Source organism: Candidatus Syntrophocurvum alkaliphilum (assembly GCF_009734445.1).
Taxonomy (GTDB): domain Bacteria; phylum Bacillota; class Syntrophomonadia; order Syntrophomonadales; family Syntrophomonadaceae; genus Syntrophocurvum; species Syntrophocurvum alkaliphilum.
Window position 1 is genome coordinate 2,298,555 of the sequence record NZ_CP046457.1, and the last position, 19,558, is coordinate 2,318,112.

The 19,558-nt window shown below is 34.4% G+C and carries 18 protein-coding genes; 17 read left to right on the forward strand and 1 reads right to left on the reverse strand.

The window, feature by feature from the left end:
- Window positions 1-332 precede the first annotated feature (332 nt).
- The 13 genes from ilvD (at window position 333) to SYNTR_RS11245 (ending at window position 14,273) form a co-directional block, all read left to right on the forward strand.
- Window positions 333-1,994: a dihydroxy-acid dehydratase gene (ilvD, locus tag SYNTR_RS11185; RefSeq protein ID WP_156204587.1), complete on the forward strand. Its 1,662-nt coding sequence runs from the start codon at window positions 333-335 to the stop codon at window positions 1,992-1,994.
- A 221-nt stretch (window positions 1,995-2,215) separates the two neighbouring features.
- A complete protein-coding gene (gene ilvB / locus SYNTR_RS11190) occupies window positions 2,216-3,898 on the forward strand; it encodes a biosynthetic-type acetolactate synthase large subunit (RefSeq protein ID WP_156204588.1) in 1,683 nt (560 codons plus the stop codon).
- Window positions 3,899-3,901: 3 nt separating this feature from the next.
- Complete coding sequence (ilvN, locus tag SYNTR_RS11195; protein ID WP_156204589.1) at window positions 3,902-4,384, forward strand: acetolactate synthase small subunit; 483 nt, start codon at window positions 3,902-3,904, stop codon at window positions 4,382-4,384.
- 24 nt (window positions 4,385-4,408) lie between these two features.
- The gene (gene ilvC / locus SYNTR_RS11200) at window positions 4,409-5,422 is read left to right on the forward strand and encodes a ketol-acid reductoisomerase (RefSeq protein WP_156204590.1); all 1,014 of its coding nucleotides are present in this window, start codon (window positions 4,409-4,411) and stop codon (window positions 5,420-5,422) included.
- 316 nt (window positions 5,423-5,738) lie between these two features.
- On the forward strand, window positions 5,739-7,268 hold the full coding sequence (locus SYNTR_RS11205; protein WP_156204591.1) for a 2-isopropylmalate synthase: 1,530 nt from the start codon (window positions 5,739-5,741) through the stop codon (window positions 7,266-7,268).
- A 36-nt stretch (window positions 7,269-7,304) separates the two neighbouring features.
- Window positions 7,305-8,564: a 3-isopropylmalate dehydratase large subunit gene (gene leuC / locus SYNTR_RS11210; RefSeq protein ID WP_156204592.1), complete on the forward strand. Its 1,260-nt coding sequence runs from the start codon at window positions 7,305-7,307 to the stop codon at window positions 8,562-8,564.
- Window positions 8,565-8,939: 375 nt separating this feature from the next.
- Complete coding sequence (leuD, locus tag SYNTR_RS11215) at window positions 8,940-9,425, forward strand: 3-isopropylmalate dehydratase small subunit (RefSeq protein ID WP_156204593.1); 486 nt, start codon at window positions 8,940-8,942, stop codon at window positions 9,423-9,425.
- 33 nt (window positions 9,426-9,458) lie between these two features.
- Complete coding sequence (gene leuB, locus SYNTR_RS11220) at window positions 9,459-10,535, forward strand: 3-isopropylmalate dehydrogenase (RefSeq protein WP_156204594.1); 1,077 nt, start codon at window positions 9,459-9,461, stop codon at window positions 10,533-10,535.
- Window positions 10,532-12,136: a citramalate synthase gene (cimA, locus tag SYNTR_RS11225; protein ID WP_243140195.1), complete on the forward strand. Its 1,605-nt coding sequence runs from the start codon at window positions 10,532-10,534 to the stop codon at window positions 12,134-12,136. Before leuB ends, cimA begins: the two co-directional genes overlap by 4 nt.
- A gap of 292 nt (window positions 12,137-12,428) precedes the next feature.
- Window positions 12,429-12,650, forward strand: coding sequence for a DUF1659 domain-containing protein (locus SYNTR_RS11230; RefSeq protein ID WP_156204595.1), 222 nt, complete (start codon window positions 12,429-12,431; stop codon window positions 12,648-12,650).
- 38 nt (window positions 12,651-12,688) lie between these two features.
- Window positions 12,689-12,913, forward strand: coding sequence for a DUF2922 domain-containing protein (locus tag SYNTR_RS11235; RefSeq protein ID WP_156204596.1), 225 nt, complete (start codon window positions 12,689-12,691; stop codon window positions 12,911-12,913).
- 24 nt (window positions 12,914-12,937) lie between these two features.
- Window positions 12,938-13,087, forward strand: coding sequence for a YvrJ family protein (locus SYNTR_RS11240; protein WP_156204597.1), 150 nt, complete (start codon window positions 12,938-12,940; stop codon window positions 13,085-13,087).
- Window positions 13,088-13,208: 121 nt separating this feature from the next.
- Window positions 13,209-14,273 (forward strand): nucleotidyltransferase family protein, encoded by a 1,065-nt coding sequence (locus SYNTR_RS11245; RefSeq protein ID WP_156204598.1) that lies wholly within the window; start codon window positions 13,209-13,211, stop codon window positions 14,271-14,273.
- A gap of 87 nt (window positions 14,274-14,360) precedes the next feature.
- Here the strand turns inward: SYNTR_RS11245 and SYNTR_RS11250 are convergent, their stop codons facing one another.
- Window positions 14,361-14,948 carry a hypothetical protein gene (locus SYNTR_RS11250; protein ID WP_156204599.1) on the reverse strand — a complete coding sequence of 196 codons (588 nt, stop codon included), beginning with the start codon at window positions 14,946-14,948 and terminating at the stop codon, window positions 14,361-14,363.
- Between the two features lie 99 nt (window positions 14,949-15,047).
- Between SYNTR_RS11250 and SYNTR_RS11255 the strand changes: the two genes are divergently transcribed.
- From SYNTR_RS11255 to SYNTR_RS11270, 4 genes are all read left to right on the forward strand, one after another.
- The gene (locus SYNTR_RS11255) at window positions 15,048-16,289 is read left to right on the forward strand and encodes a BaiN/RdsA family NAD(P)/FAD-dependent oxidoreductase (RefSeq protein ID WP_156204600.1); all 1,242 of its coding nucleotides are present in this window, start codon (window positions 15,048-15,050) and stop codon (window positions 16,287-16,289) included.
- Window positions 16,290-16,408: 119 nt separating this feature from the next.
- A complete protein-coding gene (locus SYNTR_RS11260) occupies window positions 16,409-17,272 on the forward strand; it encodes an AAA family ATPase (protein ID WP_156204601.1) in 864 nt (287 codons plus the stop codon).
- A gap of 44 nt (window positions 17,273-17,316) precedes the next feature.
- Window positions 17,317-18,528 (forward strand): vWA domain-containing protein, encoded by a 1,212-nt coding sequence (locus SYNTR_RS11265; RefSeq protein ID WP_156204602.1) that lies wholly within the window; start codon window positions 17,317-17,319, stop codon window positions 18,526-18,528.
- A 245-nt stretch (window positions 18,529-18,773) separates the two neighbouring features.
- The gene (locus SYNTR_RS11270; RefSeq protein WP_156204603.1) at window positions 18,774-19,451 is read left to right on the forward strand and encodes a phosphoribosylaminoimidazolesuccinocarboxamide synthase; all 678 of its coding nucleotides are present in this window, start codon (window positions 18,774-18,776) and stop codon (window positions 19,449-19,451) included.
- Window positions 19,452-19,558: the final 107 nt, after the last annotated feature.

The window sequence follows — 19,558 nt, forward strand, 5'->3', positions numbered from 1 at the left end:
AATACACATCAGTAAGTTTGATTACAGAGAGTCGGGGGAGCTGGAAACCGGTATCTAAACTTGAAATTGTGTTTCATCATCTTGGAGCTGCTATCTGAAAAGTCATAAGACCTAGTAGGTGGTGCCGGACGTACAAGTCTGTTAAAAAGAGGTACTAAAATAATTTTGAGCGGTCGTATTTATGCTAAATACGACAAGCAGGGTGGTACCGCGGGAATACCCTCTCGTCCCTGATGTGGACGAGAGGGTTTTTGTATTTAAAAACATAACCAATTTACAAAGTAAATTATTATAACAATGTCTACAGCTTTTTCATAGAAAGGAGTAAAAAAATGAAGAGCAAACAGGTTAAACACGGAACAGAAAGAGCAGCACAGCGTTCGCTGTTTAAAGCATTAGGCTTAATTGACGAAGAAATGAACAGACCATTTATAGGTATAGTAAACTCTCACAATGAAATAGTTCCTGGTCATACCCATCTTGACAAAATTGCTGAAGCTGTAAAATCCGGAGTTCGCATGGCAGGTGGAGTGCCCTTTGAATTTCATACCATAGCAGTATGTGATGGGATTGCAATGGGGCACACAGGAATGAAATATTCCCTTGCTAGTCGAGAATTAATAGCTGATTCAATTGAAATTATGGCTACTGCTCATGGATTTGATGCTTTAGTTTTTATACCTAATTGTGACAAAGTTGTCCCGGGCATGTTAATGGCTGCCGCACGTCTAAACTTACCGTCTATTTTTATTAGTGGGGGACCAATGCTTTCTGGAGCGACAACTGATCGTAGAGTGAGTCTTAGCCAAGTTTTTGAAGGGGTAGGAGCAATTGCGGCTGGTAAAATAAATGAACAACAACTAAAACATTTAGAAGATAATGCTTGTCCAACCTGTGGTTCATGTGCTGGTATGTTTACAGCAAATTCAATGAACTGCTTAACAGAAGCCTTAGGAATAGGTTTGCCAGGTAATGGAACAATCCCTGCAGTTTATTCTGAAAGAATTAGGCTAGCGAAAACTGCAGGAACAAAGATTATGGAGCTTTTTGAAAAAGATATTAAACCTAAAGATATCATGACCAAAGCAGCATTTACAAATGCAATACATATAGATATGGCTATTGGATGTTCAACTAACTCGGTTTTACATCTTATGGCTATTGCTAATGAAGCAAATATAGATATTGACTTAAGTATTTTTAATGAAATAAGTTCTAGTACCCCACATCTTTGTAAGATAAGCCCTGCTGGTGACCACCATATGGAAGACTTATACCGTGCTGGTGGTGTTCAAGCAATTTACAATGAATTAAGTAAAAAGAATTTAATAAATAAAGAGTGTATAACTGTTACAGGTACAACTATTGGTGAAAACATAGCTACTAGACCAGTATTAGATAGTACTGTTATTAGGCCAGTTGACAATCCTTATAGTCTAACAGGTGGTTTAGCTATCCTATATGGCAACTTAGCTGAGGAAGGTGCAATAGTTAAAAGAAGTGCTGTATCAGAAGAAATGTTAGAACATGAAGGAACAGCACGTGTATTCAATTCTGAAGAAGAAGCAGTAGAAGCAATATTAAACAATAAAATAAAATCTAAAGATGTTATAGTTATTCGTTACGAAGGACCTCAAGGGGGACCGGGAATGAGAGAAATGCTAACCCCAACATCTGCACTTGCTGGCATGGGACTTGACAAAGAAGTCGCACTTATAACTGATGGTCGTTTTTCTGGAGCGACTAAAGGTGCTGCTATTGGTCATGTGTCTCCTGAAGCAGCAGAAGGTGGAATAATAGGTCTAATTGAAGACGGTGACCTGATACGAATAAACATTCCAGCTCTAAAGCTGGAGGTCCTAGTGGACGAGGGGATACTGAGTGAGAGAAAAAGCAACTGGCAAGCACCAGAACTCTCAATTAAAACTGGATATGTAAAGCAATATGCTAAGATGGTTCAGTCGGCAAGTACTGGAGCTATTTTTAAAAAATAAACCTTTTTATATAGATACATAAAATAGCGGGCCATTCATAGCCCGCTATTTTAATAGCTGAATTTGTTCTTTGAAAACTTAACACATCTAAACCTATCTAATCTTTTGCTTACAACCGATTTGACCTCTAAACTTAAGGGGCTAAGAGGAGATTGCCCTTGTAAGCAAAAGCTTAATAAACAATAGTTAAATAATTACAAAAAATTATGGAGGTGAGCCTAGTGAAAATTAAAGGAGCAGAAATCCTATTACATTGTCTCAAAAAAGAAGGTGTTGATACCATTTTTGGTTATCCTGGGGGTGTATTATTGCCTGTTTACGATGCTCTCTATGATTCAGATATAAGGCATATACTTGTTCGCCATGAGCAGGGAGCGGCTCATGCAGCAGATGGTTATGCGAGAGCTACAGGTAAAGTTGGCGTTTGTTTGGCAACATCTGGGCCTGGAGCTACCAACCTTGTTACTGGTATAGCAACTGCCAACATGGATTCTATTCCAATGGTTGCTTTTACAGGTCAGGTTGTTACTCCCATGATTGGTAAAGATGCTTTTCAGGAAGCTGATATTACTGGGATAACATTACCAATTACTAAACATAATTATTTAATAGAAAGAACAGAAGATGTTGCAGATATAGTTAAAGAAGCATTTCATATAGCTAGGACTAATCGTCCGGGGCCAGTTGTCGTTGATTTACCTAGGGATGTAATGGATAAAGCAATTGAATTTGATGATAATGATGAAGAAGTAAATATTAGAGGATACCGTGTCATGAAGGGTTATAACGCAGGACAAATTTTAGCAGCTATAAATCTTATTCAAGAGTCAAAACGCCCTGTGATTTATGCAGGTGGTGGTGTAATAGCAGCTGACGCAGCACAAGAATTAACCGAATTAGCTGAAAAGATGAAAATTCCTACTACAACAACTTTAATGGGAATGGGGGCATTTCCTAGCGATAATTATCTATCTCTAGGTATGTTAGGTATGCACGGTACACGATATGCTAATTATGCAATTAATGAATGTGACTTGTTAATAGCTATAGGAGTTAGATTTGATGATCGCGTAACAGGCAAGCTAGATGAGTTTGCTAATAGAGCTAAAGTAATTCATATAGATGTGGATGCTGCTGAAATAGGGAAGAACAAAGGTGTAGATGTTCCAATTGTAGGAAATGTTAAAGAAGTATTAAGTGCTATTATAGATAAAATTGAACCAGTAGAAGACCTTAATAGTTGGCATGATACTATTGAAAAGTGGAAAGATGAATATCCGCTTAAATATGGAGAATCAAATGAAGGAAGAATTATGCCTCAATATGTTGTTGAAAAAATATCAGAAATCACTAATGGTGAGGCAATAATTACTACTGAAGTAGGACAAAACCAAATGTGGGCTGCACAATATTATAAATATAAAAATCCTCGCAGCTTTATAAGCTCAAGTGGGCTTGGTACTATGGGTTTTGGTTTACCTGCGGCTATAGGTGCAAAGTTAGCTAGACCAGATGTTCCCGTTATAGATATAGCTGGAGATGGCAGTATACAAATGAATATTCAAGAATTAGGTACAGCCGTTGAGCAAAAACTTCCAGTAATCGTATGTATCCTAAACAACCAATATCTAGGTATGGTAAGACAATGGCAACACTTATTTTTTAACAACCGTTATTCATATACGGACATGAGCCATCAACCTGATTTTGTAAAATTAGCAGAGGCATATGGAGCAGTTGGTATTAGGGTTACTAAATCAGAGGATGTAGAAAAAGCTTTAAAAGATGCTTTAGCGGTTACAGATAGGCCCGTAATAATTGATTTTTGGGTTGACCGAGAATCAAATGTTTATCCAATGGTCCCACCAGGTCAGCCTCTTTTAAATATGCTAGGGGGTGAGTAAGCTATGGCAAAACATACACTTTCAGTAACGGTTGAAAACAAACCTGGTGTATTAACACGGGTATCAACTCTATTTAGAAGAAGAGGTTATAATATTGACAGTTTAACTGTAGGTGTTACTGAAGATCCAACAGTATCAAGAATGACCATAGTAGTCGAAGGTGATAATAAAATTATAGAGCAGGTTACTAAACAGCTTTATAAATTGATTGAAGTTATTAAAATTATAGATATAACAGATGAACAAGCTGTTGAGAGAGAATTAGCACTTATAAAAGTAAAGGCAGATAATAGTGCAAGACCTGATATAGTTCAGATTGCTGATATATTTAGGGCTAGAATTATAGATATAAGTAAAGACTCATTAATAGTTGAAGTAACGGGTGACTCAAGCAAAATAGCCGCTATGGAGGAATCCTTACAACCATTCGGTATAATAGAATTGGTGAGAACAGGTAAAATTGCGATGCTTAGAGGAAATAAATAATAAAAATTAAGGAGGAGTTTAATAATGACAAAAATGTATTATGATCAAGATGCTAACTTGGAGCTTTTAAAAGAGAAAACCATAGCAGTAATAGGTTTTGGATCTCAAGGTCATGCACAAGCACAGAACCTACATGAAAGTGGAATAAAGGTTGTAATTGGTCTTAGAAAACCTTTTGATGACACTAGTCAATTAGAATGGGATACAGTTAAAGAAGCAGGGTTAACACCAATGACAGTACCGGAAGCAGCAGAAGCTGCCGATATAGTACAAATACTTATACCTGATCAAATACATAGACAGGTATACAATGAAGAAATAAAACCTTATTTAAAGGAAGGTAATTCATTAGTATTTTCACATGGATTTAACATTCATTATGGGCAGGTTGTACCACCTTCATTTGTAGATGTATTTATGGTTGCTCCAAAGAGTCCTGGACACTTAGTGAGACGTATGTATGAAAAAGGTGTGGGTGTGCCTGGCCTTATAGCTATTGAACAAGATTATACTGGCAAAGCAAAAGATTATGCTCTAGCATATGCAGCTGGAATTGGTTGTACAAAAGCAGGAGTAATTGAAACATCTTTTGCAGAAGAAACTGAAACTGATTTATTTGGTGAACAGTGTGTATTGTGTGGTGGGGTAACCGAATTAGTTAAAGCTGGTTTTGAGACATTAGTTGATGCTGGCTATCAACCAGAAGTAGCTTACTTCGAATGCTTACATGAGTTAAAACTAATTGTTGATCTAATGTATGAAGGTGGAATGAGCTATATGCGTTATTCCATAAGTGATACAGCTGAATGGGGAGACTATATTAAAGGTCCAGAGGTTATTGGGGAAGAAGCAAGATGGGCTATGCAGCAAGCACTAAAAGAAATTCAAGAAGGACGATTTGCTAAAGAATGGCTTCTTGAAAACCAATGTGGACGTCCACAATTTGATGCTTTAAGAAGAATAAACAAAGAACACATGATAGAAGAAGTAGGTGCAGACCTAAGAGCAATGATGCCATGGCTTAAAGAAACAAAGTAAAGAATTTTTAATTAACAATTTTGAATTTGCTGCAAAAAGTAATTATAAAAAAATTAAGGCTGAGCTAACTTGTTTATCTAAGTCCCGAATAGTAAGGCGTGGTGCATAGATCACCGGCTAAGTAAAAATTGAATTTCTTCTTAAATTTCTTCTTAGATAATAAGTGCTAAGCCAAAATGGAGATAAAGACCGATGAGTGGCGTGATAAACATGTTTACTCAGCCGATTCCATAGTAACTTTAGATTTTCGCAGCGAAACCAAAATTAAGAATTTAAAATTAATAATTATTCACTATTAGTGAAGTAGGAGGAGCTTATGAGTAATCGTATATATTTATTTGATACTACATTAAGAGATGGGGAACAGTCTCCTGGTGTTAGTTTAAATGTAGAGGAAAAACTAGAAATTGCTCAACAACTGGCTCGTTTAGGTGTAGATATAATAGAAGCTGGTTTTCCAGTTGCATCACAGGGTGATTTCAATGCTGTAAAAACAATAGCTGATAACGTAAAGGGTCCAGTTATAACAGGTTTATGTAGAGCTACACGTGGTGATATAGACAGAACATGGGAAGCAGTTAAAAGTGCTGAATCTTCAAGAATTCATACGTTTTTAGCTACTTCAGATATACATCTTAAACATAAATTAGAAAAATCAAGAGAAGAAGCATTAGTTCAAGCAGTAGAAGCAGTAAAATATGCTAAAAAATATTGCTCTGATGTAGAGTTTTCAGCTGAAGATGCATCACGTAGTGATATAAATTACTTAGCTCAGGTAGTAGAGGGAGTTATTGATGCTGGAGCTACCGTTGTAAATTTACCTGATACAGTTGGGTACGCAGTTCCTGAAGAATTTGGACAATTTATTAAAACTATTATGGAAAAAGTATCAAATATAGATAAAGCCATAATAAGTATACATTGTCATGATGATTTAGGCATGGCGGTAGCTAACTCTTTAGCAGGAATAATGAATGGAGCTAGACAAGTTGAATGTGCTGTTAATGGAATTGGAGAAAGAGCAGGGAATGCATCATTAGAAGAAATAATTATGGCTATTTATACTCGAAAAGCATTTTATGATAAAGAAATTAACGTTAGCTATAAAGAACTATACCGTACAAGTAAAATGGTAAGCACATTAACAGGTATGAGTATACAGCCTAATAAAGCTATTGTAGGTAAAAATGCATTTTCTCATGAATCAGGCATACATCAGGCTGGTGTACTAAAAGAAAAATCAACCTATGAAATAATGAGTCCAGAACTAATAGGTATTAACCGAAGTAATATAGTTTTAGGAAAGCATTCTGGCAAACATGCTTTTAACAATAAACTAGAAGAGCTTGGCTTTAAATTAGATGAAGAAGAATTAAGCAAAGCATTTATTAACTTTAAAGAAATTGCAGATAAGAAAAAAGAAATCACGGATGAAGATATAGAAGCCCTTATTAAAGAACAGGTCTGGGCTATACCAGAACGATTTACTTTAAACTATTTACACATATCAAGTGGAACAAGCATAGTACCAACTGCAACTGTAAAATTAACGGTGGAAAAATTTATTTTTGAGGCTGCTGCAACTGGTGATGGCCCAGTTGATGCAGCGTGTAAAGCAGTAGATAAAATTACAGATATATACGGTAAAATGGTTGATTACAAGCTAAATGCAGTTAGTAGTGGTAAAGATGCATTAGGTGAAGTTTTATCACAAATAAAAATACATGGGAAAAACTATAATGGGCGTGGTTTAAGTACAGACATAATTGAAGCAAGTGTGAAGTCTTATATTAATGCTATAAATAAATACTATTATGAGCAACAAAAGGATAACGGAGAAATTTGATTTATTGTTTCAAGACTAGGGAGGAGATTAAAAGCAATGAAAATGACAATCAGCCAAAAGATTCTTGCTGCACATGCAGGAAAAGATTTTGTAGAACCGGGAGAATTAATTAATTGTAAACTAGATGTAGTTTTAGGGAATGATGTTACTACACCAGTAGCTGTTTCTGAATTTAATAAACTAGAAAAAGATAGTGTTTTTGATCAAGAAGGAGTAGTATTAGTTCCTGATCACTTTGCACCCAATAAAGATATAAATTCGGCTGAGCAATGTAAAGTAATGAGAGAATTTGCAAAAAAGTTTGAAATAAAAAATTACTTTGAAATAGGGCAAATGGGCATTGAACATTGCTTGCTCCCAGAGCAAGGACTTGCATTACCTGGTGATTTAATAATTGGAGCAGATTCACACACATGCACCTATGGAGCATTAGGTGCATTTGCTACCGGTGTAGGGTCTACTGATATGGCTGCAGGAATGGCAACTGGCGAGGCTTGGTTTAAAGTTCCTGAGAGTATAAAATTTGTGTATTACGGAAAAATGCCGGAGTGGCTAAGTGGAAAAGATTTAATACTAAATACTATTGGTGATATTGGAGTAGATGGAGCAAGATATATGTCTATGGAATTTACAGGTGAAACAATAAAGAATCTATCTATGGATAATCGTTTCACTATGGCTAATATGGCTATAGAAGCTGGTGGTAAAAACGGTATTATTGAGCCAGATGAAATTACATTAGCATATGTAGATGAAAGAGCTAAAAGACCATATAAACTGTATAAATCCGATGAAGGTGCTAATTATGCTGAAATAAGAGAATATGATGTTTCCAAGCTTGAACCAGTAGTGGCATTTCCGCACCAACCAGAAAATACAAAATCAGTGAGTGAATCTTCAGATGTTTTAATAGATCAAGTTGTAATTGGTTCCTGCACAAACGGAAGACTTGAAGATCTAGAAGTGGTAGCTTCTATTTTAAAAGGAAAAAAAGTCCATCCAGAACTTAGAGTTATTGTATTCCCTGGTACTCAACAAATTTACCTAGAAGCTATGAAAAAAGGATATATTGAAACATTTATTGAGGCTGGAGTAGCAGTAAGCACACCAACTTGTGGTCCTTGTCTTGGTGGACACATGGGAATTTTAGCTAAAGGTGAAAGGGCTTTAGCAACAACTAATAGAAACTTTGTGGGTAGAATGGGACATCCTGAAAGTGAAGTTTATCTAAGCAGTCCTGCAGTAGCAGCAGCTAGTGCCATAAAAGGCAAAATCACACCACCATGGGCGGTATAATTTTTAATTTTTAATTATGAATTCTTAATTAATGAAGGAAAGCTATACTTTCCTTATATAAAAAGAGAAACGAAGTTTCCCAACATTAATTAAAAATTGATTCTGCTGCAAAAAGTAACTACAACAAACTTAAGGCAAAGCAAACATGTTTATCTAAGTCCCGAATAGCAAGGCGTGGTGCATAGATCACGGCTAAGTATAAATGAAAAATCATTTTAGATAATAAGTGCTAAGCTAAAATGAAGGTAAAGACCGATGAGTGGCGTGATAAACATGTTTGCTCAGCCGATTCCATACTCTAAGTTTAGTTTTTTGCAGTGGAATCAAAATTAAGAATTAAAAATTCATAATTACTAGTATGAAGGAGGAAGGTTTGTGAAATTTACGGGTACAGTTTATAAATTTGGAGCAGATATAGATACAGATGCCATAATACCAGCACGCTATTTAAATACCTCTGACCCTAAAGAACTAGCTAAACACTGCATGGAAGATGCAGACCCTGAGTTTCCACAAAAAGTTAAAGAGGGAGATATAATAATTGCTGATAAAAACTTTGGGTGCGGTAGCTCAAGAGAACACGCGCCAATTGCAATAAAGGCTGCAGGAGTTTCTTGTGTAATTGCTAAATCCTTTGCACGAATATTTTATCGAAATTCAATAAATATAGGATTGCCGATTTTAGAATCTATAGAAGCAGTGGATGCAATAAATGAAGGTGATGAAATAGAAGTGATATTAGAAACAGGAAAAATAAAAAATCTAAGAACCAATGAAGAATACCAAGCTACTCCCTTTCCTGAGTTTATGCAACAGATTATGGCTAAAGGTGGTCTCATAAATTTTGTTAAAGATAAATAACTTATTTAAATAGAAGGAAAGGATGACAAATATATGTACAAAATTGCTGTATTACCTGGTGATGGAATTGGAGCAGAGATAACACCAGAAGCTGTAAAGACATTGAAAGCTATAGAAAAAAGATTTGGAAATAGCTTTGAGTTTACTGAGGCTTTAGTAGGTGGTACTGCCTATGATGCGGTAGGACATCCGCTTCCTGATGAAACCCTAGAACTATGTAAAAAATCTGATGCCATATTGTTAGGGGCAATAGGTGGACCTAAATGGGATGACTTACCTGTTGAGTTGCGACCTGAAGTTGGTGCACTTTTACCCTTAAGAAAAGAACTAGATTTATTTGCTAATTTACGTCCTTGTGTGTTATTTCCTGGATTAATAGGGGCTTCTACATTAAAGGAGGAGGTCATTGAAGGTGTAGATATACTAGTAGTTAGAGAGCTTACAGGTGGTCTTTACTTTGGAGAAAAATCTAGAGAAAAAACTGCTGATGGTGGCCAAAAAGCTACAGATATACTAAGTTACTCTACATATGAAATAGAAAGAATAGTTAGATTTGCATTTAATGCTGCTCGTAAGCGAAACAAAAAACTATGTTCAGTGGATAAAGCAAATGTAATTGAAACTTCTCGTTTATGGAGAGAGACAGTAACTGACCTAGCAAAAGAATACCCTGATGTCGAATTAACCCATATGTATGTAGATAACTGTGCAATGCAATTAATAAGAAATCCTAAACAATTTGATGTTATTGTAACAGAAAACATGTTTGGTGATATTTTAACTGATGAAGCATCAATGTTAACAGGGTCAATAGGAATGCTTCCTAGTGCTTCTATTGGAGGTGAAGTTGGTTTATATGAACCATCCCATGGAAGTGCGCCAGATATTGCTGGACAAAGTAAAGCTAATCCATTGGCTACAATACTTTCGGCAGCTATGATGTTAAGGTTTTCATTTGACCTAGAAGAGGAAGCCAAGTTAATTGAGGACGTTGTGCGCAATATAATGAAAGAAGGCTATCGAACTCCAGATTTAATGGAAAAAGGAAAAACTCTTGTTAATACTGTTCAAATGGGCGATCTAATTGCAGAGAGAATATTAAAAAGTTGATATTTGAAGGAGGAGAAAATATTGGGGATAAAAAATTAGATGTTTTTATTTATGATACTACACTAAGAGATGGTTCACAGGGAGAGGGTATATCCCTTTCAGTTAATGACAAATTAAAAATTGCAAAACGATTAGATCTTTTGGGAGTTTCTTATATTGAAGGTGGATGGCCAGGAAGCAATCCTAAAGACCGGGCGTTTTTCTTAGAGGCTAAGGAAATTGATTTTCAAAATGCTCGTATAGCTGCTTTTGGTTCAACAAGAAAACCAGATACACCAGTTACTCAGGATAGTAATGTCAAATCATTTATGGACTTAGGTGTATCAGCAGTTACATTAGTTGGAAAGTCATGGGATTTTCACGTATCAAAGGCTTTAGAAACAACCTTAGAAGAAAACTTAAGCATGATTAAAGATACTGTAATGTATCTAAAAGATAATGATATAGAAGTAATCTTTGATGCAGAACACTTTTTTGATGGTTATAAAAATAATACAGATTACGCTATAGAGGTTCTTAAAGCAGCAGCTGATACTGGTGCTGATTGGATTGTATTATGCGATACTAATGGTGGCACTATGCCTTGGGAGCTAGAAGAAATAATAGACCAAGTGCAAAAAACCATATATACACCATTGGGAATACATGTTCATAATGATGCTGGTTGTGCAGTTAGTAATACATTACTAGCAGTAAGAAAAGGTATTACACAAGTTCAAGGAACCATGAATGGATATGGAGAAAGATGTGGTAATGCTGACTTATGTGCAGTTATGCCTAACATTGAGTTAAAAATGAACAAAAGCTGTTTGCCTGAGGGTAATTTAAAATACCTAAGTGAAACTTCTCATTATATCAGTGAAATTGCTAATATGCCCCACCATAACACTCAACCTTTTGTAGGCAAAGGTGCTTTTGCTCATAAAGGTGGAATTCATGTTAGTGCTATTTTAAAGGACTCCTTAACTTATGAACATATTAATCCTGAAGATGTTGGTAATAATAGACGAGTTTTAGTCTCTGAACTATCAGGGTTATCTAACCTTTTATATAAAGCCAAAGAATTAAATATAGATGTTAATTCCTATGATAATGAAACTAGAAAAGTAATAAAACAAATTAAAGAATTAGAAAATGAAGGGTTTCAGTTTGAAGGTGCAGATGCATCACTAGAGCTTTTTCTCCGTAAAGCATTTAGTCAATATGAAGAATTTTTTCAGTTAAAAAACCTTAAAATAATATTAGAGAAAAATGAGGAAGATGGAATCATAGCAGAGGCTATGATAAAAGTTACTGTAGGTGACCAGACGTTCCACACAGCAGCTGAGGGTGATGGACCAGTTAATGCTTTAGATAATTCACTTAGAAAGGCTTTAACTGAGGTTTATCCGGAAATATCAGAAATGCATCTAACAGACTACAAAGTACGTGTACTCAATAGCAAAAGTGGTACAGCAGCTAAGGTTAGAGTTTTGATAGAATCAGCAAACCAAAAAGAGAAATGGAGTACTGTAGGGGTGTCTGAAAACATTATAGAAGCCTCATGGCAAGCTCTAGTAGATAGTATTAACTATTTATTACTAAAAAGACGACAAAACTAAATTGAGTCAAAAGCCGCGGTTTTTAGCCGCGGTTTTTTTATGTCAAAAAATATGGTTGCAAGCCAAGTGGTCTATAGGCTAATTTCATTTCTACCTTAAAATCAACCCCTGAGTATTATTTAGTTACATTATTAGTTAGTCTATGTTTTTATAACTAGTAATCGTTTATAAGAAGTAAAAACCTACCTAGGTTACGTTTTGCCAAACTTATCCAAATGAAGTAAAAGTAGTTAGAATAGCATCAGAGGTCAGGGGAACTGAGCTCAAAGATAAAAAGAAAGGAGGAGGTTTGATGCCTATCAATGCAACACCAGTAACCAGTGAAATGATTATTAACCTAGATAATGGGTTAAGTGCAACTGGAAATGTTCTAGTACGAGCTAGAAGATATTCTGGAGTAAAGCCTGATGCAGCTAATGAAGATATTTATAATATTGCATCAGAAATGGCTGCTTTACAGGAAAGACAAGTTATTAATATTCAACGTCGTGATATTACTGAATTAAGTGAGTAATAGTCATGCTGAATTAAGATGAAAGGAGGGAAAAATTAATGTCAATAACAACAACACTAGAAATGGACTTTGAAAACCAAGCAGGTAGAAATGTAAAACTACGAGTTAATGAAGCAAATGAAGATATAGAACAAACTGAAGTTTTATCAGTAATGAACTCAATTTTAAGTAAAGATATATTTACTAGTAATGGAGGAGACTTAGTATCTAAAAGAGGAGCACAATTAGTACAAAGAGAAGTTACATCCTTTGAAATTGAGTAGAATTAAAAAATAAGGAGGTTTAAAATGGAAGAAATGCTAGTAGCAATAGGGAACTTTGGATTTCCCATTGTGGTATCAGCATATCTCCTCATTCGTATTGAAGGAAAATTGAATGATTTATCAAAGGCTATAGTTGAGTTACGAGAAGCAATTATAATAGTTGGAAACAATTGAATAATATATTAAAATATAACTTTATAGAGTGAATTATTTCTAATAGCTACTGTAGAAACTTACAGTAGCTATTAATCGTAAATGATATATTAATAAAAAAATAAGATAGGGAGGACAGAATATGAAAGCAATGATAATGGCAGCTGGGGTTGGTTCTCGGCTAATGCCTATGACTATTGACATTCCCAAACCGATGGTACCAATGGGAAACAAGCCTTTGATGGAAAATATAGTTAATCTTTTAAAGCACCATGAGTTTAAAGATATAATTGCCAATCTTCATTACCAATCATCAGTAATAACCAATTACTTTGATAATGGTAGCAAATTCGGAGTTTCTATACAGTACTCTAAAGAAGATGAATTAATGGGTACTGCTGGTGGAGTTAAAAAATGTGATTGGTTTTTAGATGAAACCTTTGTAGTTGTTAGTGGCGATGCTTTAACAGATATTAATTTAACGGATTTAGTAAACGCCCATAAGAGAAAAGGTGCATTAGCTACTATAGCTTTAAAGGAAGTTGAAGATGTAGAGCATTTTGGCATTGTTATAACTGACGAAGAAGGAAAGATAGATAAATTTCAAGAAAAGCCTCGCAAGCAAGAAGCACTTAGCAAGACAGCTAATACTGGAATATATATTTTTGAACCAGAGATATTTAAATACATACCCAACAAACAATTTTATGATTTTGGAAAACAGGTTTTTCCCCATTTAGTGAAAATAAAAGCTCCATTTTATGGTATTGCTATTGATGAATACTGGTGTGATGTTGGGAATATAGATACCTATAGACAAGCTCATAATGATATACTTGAAAACAGAGTAAAAGTACAAACCTCTGGTAAAGTGTTAGAAAAAGATATTAGTAAAGTACTTATAGATGATTCGGTTGAGATGGGAAAAAATATTAACTTTAGAGGTAATGTAGTAATAGGTGAAAATTGCAAAATTGGAGATAACTCAAGTATAAATAACTCAGTTATTTGGGCTAATACTGTTGTAGGTGAAAAATCTGTATTAAATAATTGTGTCATAGGTGATAATTGCAATATAGGCAAACAAGTAATAATAAATCAAGGTGCTGTTGTAGCAAGTGGATGTTTTTTAAATGATAAGATAACTATAGCAGAAGGAATGAAGGTTTTTAATTCATCAGGTGACAAACTAAAAGCAGAGAATTAGGCATATTTCAAGAAGTGTAGGGGAGAATTCATTCGCCTATAGACTACAAAGAATGAATTCTCTACTACGTGGTTAAGTACTACTATCTTATTCATTAACTGAACTGGCTGGATCAAGTAACTCTTCAAAGGTTTCATCTAACTCTTCAAGATCAATTTCCAAAATTTGTTGCAATTCATAACTTTGAATTTGAGAAAAGTCAAATATTCTTGGTTGCCCTAATTCTTCGATTAATATAGCTACTTCCATTCCTACTATTGCCCCATCTTCTAATATTTCATATACTACTAAAGAGCTATATTCGCTATTTTTAGTATACTCACTTAAAACATCTACACCCAAAGTTGCTGCTAAGTAATTATCTTCTTCAATTGATGCAATTACATCTGCTGCTTCGGCTACTAATTCTTCGCGATTTGCAATCAGTTCCTCTGGAGTTAAAGTAGCGTATTCAGGTAAAAACCTAGAAATCCAAAACACGCTAAGATTATTAGCTACTGTTTCATAATCTTTGTTAAAATAAGCACTGTAAAAATCATTAATAGATTGTTCTGACCGAACTTTTTCTACTTGCTTATTATCAAAATATGTAGCATAGGTAAACATTCCTGCTAAAGTGAGAATAATAATAAGAAATATAAATTTAGGTACTCCATTTGCTTCAGGTATTTGCATTATTTACACCACCAAACAATTTTATAAAATATAATTACCGTGTTTTTCTATTATAAACTATTATGTCCCATTAGCAATGTAAAAATAACGGAGGTTTTTATGAAAAAAATAATTATAGTTGGAGCTGGACCTGCTGGAATGATGGCTGCTATCAAAGCTGCTAAAACAGGCGCAAATGTTATATTATTAGAAAAAAAAGAAAAAGTAGGTAGAAAACTTAGAATAACAGGGAAAGGAAGGTGTAATATTACCTCAGCACTTGAACTCCCTGAATTAATTAAAGGCTACCCTGGAAATGGTCGATTTTTGTATAGTAGTTTAAATGAATTTTCAAATAAAGATTTAATAGAATATTTCAAAGATAGGGGACTAAAAACAAAGGTTGAAAGAGGTGCACGTGTATTTCCTGAATCAGATAATGCGGATGATGTTGTAAATACATTATTAAAAGATGTTATTAATAGCGGTGTAACTGTATTAACTGCTAAAACTGTTACCCAAATATTAATTAAAGATGATATTGCAAGAGGTGTAAAGACCAAAGAAGAAGATATTGCTGCTGATGCGGTTATCATAGCTACAGGAGGCAAGTCATATCCTGGAACAGGGTCTACGGGTGATGGTTATAGATGGGCTGAACAATTAGGACACAACATTATTAATCCACGACCTGGATTAGTACCTTTAGTTACGCAAGAAAAATGGATAAAGGAACTTCAGGGATTAACATTAAAAAACATTAAAGCTAAATCGTTTGATCAACAAGGTGAAAAAATAAACGAAGATTTTGGAGAAATGCTATTTACTCATTTTGGAATATCAGGTCCAATTATTTTAAGTATGAGTAGGGAAATTGCTTTATATATAGATAAAAAAAATAAAAACGTTCAGATTATTATTGACTTAAAACCGGCATTATCAGAAGAAAAGCTTGATGAAAGAATTCAAAGAGAATTTTTAAAAAATTCTAGAAAACAATTTAAAAACTCTTTAGATGACCTATTACCCCAAAAATTAATACCAGTAATTATTAAATTAAGCAAAATAAGTTCGGAGAAGGAATGTAACTCAATTAGTCGTAATGAAAGAAAAAACTTAGTCTACCTTTTAAAAAACTTAAGCCTAACAGTAATAGGGACAAGGTCTATTGAGGAGGCTATAGTTACAGCAGGGGGGGTTGACGTTAAAGAAATAAACCCCAAAAATCTACAATCTAAAAAAATAAAAAACTTATATTTTGCTGGTGAGGTTATTGATGTAGATGGTTATACAGGAGGATTTAATTTGCAAGCTGCTTTTTCTACTGGTTATGTAGCTGGTAAGAATGCAGGACTAATGTAGCTTCAAATGGCGCCTGACAAAGGATTAAAGCTCTTTAAGTCGTTGACTATACTTGTGCATTCTGTTACTATTTGAGAGAAAATACAAGTATTAAAGGGAGACTGGAGGAATTAAAAAAAATGTCTAATAACGCTTTACAGTACAAAGGTTCATCAAATTACATAGTTTCTGATGAATTAAGAAATAGTGTAAATATAGCTATAGCCTTAGGAAAACCACTTTTAATTAAAGGTGAACCAGGTACGGGTAAAACTATGCTAGCTGAAAGTATTGCTGATTCCTTAAACAAAAAACTATTGATATGGAACATTAAATCAACTACAAAAGCCCAAGAGGGACTATATGTATATGATACGGTTCAAAGACTCTATGATAGTCAGTTTGGGGATAGTGATGTATCAAATATTGAGCAGTACATAAAACTTGGTAAATTAGGAGAAGCCTTTGATTCAGATGAACAAGTAGTATTATTAATAGATGAAATAGATAAGGCAGATTTAGAGTTTCCTAATGATTTACTTTGGGAATTAGATCAAATGAGCTTTTATATTCCCGAAACAAAAAGGACTGTAACTGCTAAAACTCGTCCTATAGTTATTATAACTAGTAATGCAGAAAAAGAGTTGCCAGATGCTTTTTTAAGAAGATGTATATTTCACTACATTGAATTTCCTGACCCCGAAGCGATGGAGGATATTGTTGAAGTACATCACCCAAGCTTAGATAAGCGTCTGCTACAACATGCTATGGAGACGTTCTATATGCTAAGAGGCATACCAAATGTTCAGAAAAAACCTTCTACAAGTGAGCTTATTGATTGGCTACAAGCTTTAGTTATAGGTGGAGTAAGCCCTAAAAAAATTAAGGAATTACCATTTTTGGGTGTACTTCTTAAGAAAAATGAAGACCTTGATTCTATACTTAGTGCTTTATATGGGAAAAATCAGGGTAGAGCAGGAAATATGGTTAATAGATTTAGATAATTATTTATTAAAATAAATTACTCTACTTTTATAGGAGAGATTGTATGTTTACTAAATTTTTTTATACCCTTAAACATTATGGGGTCCCAGTTTCATTTAATGAATGGCAAGACTTAATGCAAGCTCTTGATCAGGGAATGGCTAATTCTAGTTTAACAGGGTTTTATCATCTAAGTAGAGCACTTTTAGTTAAAACAGAGGCCCACTATGACAGGTTTGATTTAGCTTTTGCTATGTTTTTTGGTGATATTGAAACTCCTGAGGGACTTCCAGATAAGATATGGGATTGGCTCGATAAGGAACTTCCCGAAATTGGAATAACAGAAGAAATGAAAAAAAATCATCAGCAGCTTGACCTAGAAGAAATGAAGCGAATGTTAGCTGAAAGACTTGAACAACAAACAGAAGAACATCACGGTGGTAATAAATGGGTAGGTACAGGAGGAACATCACCTTTTGGACATTCTGGTTACCATCCTGGCGGAATTCGTATTGGAGGACAAAGTCGAAATCTATCAGCTGTAAAAGTTGCAGGCATGAGAAAGTTTCAAGAATTTCGAACTGATGAAACATTAGGTGTAAGGCAGTTTCAGGTAGCATTGAGAAAGCTAAGGCAGTTTACAACTAGGGTAGATGGAGCCAAAACAGAATTAGATATAGATTCAACAATAGATAAAACATGCCAAAATGCAGGGCGTTTAGAACTAGTTTGGGATCGCCCAAGAGAAAATGGTTTAAAGGTACTTCTTATTATGGACTCTGGAGGATCAATGACTCCTTATAGTAGGCTGTGCAATCAGCTTTTTACTGCTGTTAACAAAGCTAATCACTTTAAAGACTTAAAAGTATTTTATTTTCGCAACTGTATATATGATTGGTTATACAATGATTCAACCTGTAGCTTAAGTGATTATATTGATACTGATTATGTTTTAAAAACATATGATCCTGAATATAGAGTTATAATAGTGGGGGATGCTAGTATGGCCCCATATGAATTAATGCGTACTGGCGGAATTATTGACTGGGATTTATACAATGACAGGCCTGGCATCGATTGGTTAAGAAGACTACGTCAGCGTTTTGAATATTCTGTATGGTTAAATCCAATTCCTAAAGACTATTGGTCTTGGACAGACGGAGCTTATACTATCAAACACATAAAGCAAATATTTCCAATGGAAGAATTAACAGTAGATGGTTTGGAAACGGCAATAAACAAACTAAAAAGTCGTCATAAAGCAGATGTGGGATAAACACGTTTACTTATCTGATTCTTGTAGCTTTTTAACTGTATCAATCATTTGATTATTAAAAAGGGAAACTATAGTTTCCCTTTTTATGATATATAGTAAAACATAGAATCTAAATATCACATATTAATAGAGGTGAATTTATTCGTATACTTGGTTATTTAGCGGCAGAGAGCGATTTTCTGCTACATTGTTTAGAATAATATTTTTTACTACTAACAATTTTAAAAATAAAGGAGGATTTAAAATTGAAACATGTTTATGAAGGAAAGACAAAGAGTGTATATGAGTTAGAAGATGGTAATTACTTATTAAAACTAAAAGATGATGTAACTGGTGAAGATGGACAAATAGATCCTGGCGCAAACTCGGTTATTGGTGAGCTCGAAGGAATGGGAAAAGCTTCATTAAGAATGTCGCGTTACTTCTTTGAAAAACTAAACCAAGCAGGAATACCTACACATTATATAGACTCCAACATAGAAGAAAATACTATGACAGTAAAACCAGCCAAATTTTTTGGGGAAGGGCTAGAAGTTATTTGTAGGTTTAAAGCTTGGGGAAGCTTTGTAAAACGCTATGGTAAATATGTAGAAAAGGGCCAAGACCTTAATGCACTTGTAGAGATAACATTAAAAGATGATGATCGCGGAGATCCGCTCATAACAGAAGAAGCTCTCGAGCAATTAAACCTTTTATCTATAATTGAGTACAATTATCTTAAAGAAATTACAAGGAAAATAGCTACTATTATCAAAGAAGATTTGCAAGCAAAAGGACTTGAGCTATATGATATAAAATTTGAATATGGCAAAGTAAACAATAATATTACATTAATTGATGACATCTCAGGTGCAAATATGCGGGTATTCAAAGCTGAAGAACAAATTGATCCATTGGATTTGGCCAAAATTGTAGTTAAATAATCATGTAATATTAAAGCAGGAAGCATTCAATTAAATAAACTAAACTAATAAGAGGATATTATGTTCAACATATGAGCATATATCCTCTATTTTTATATATATTATTT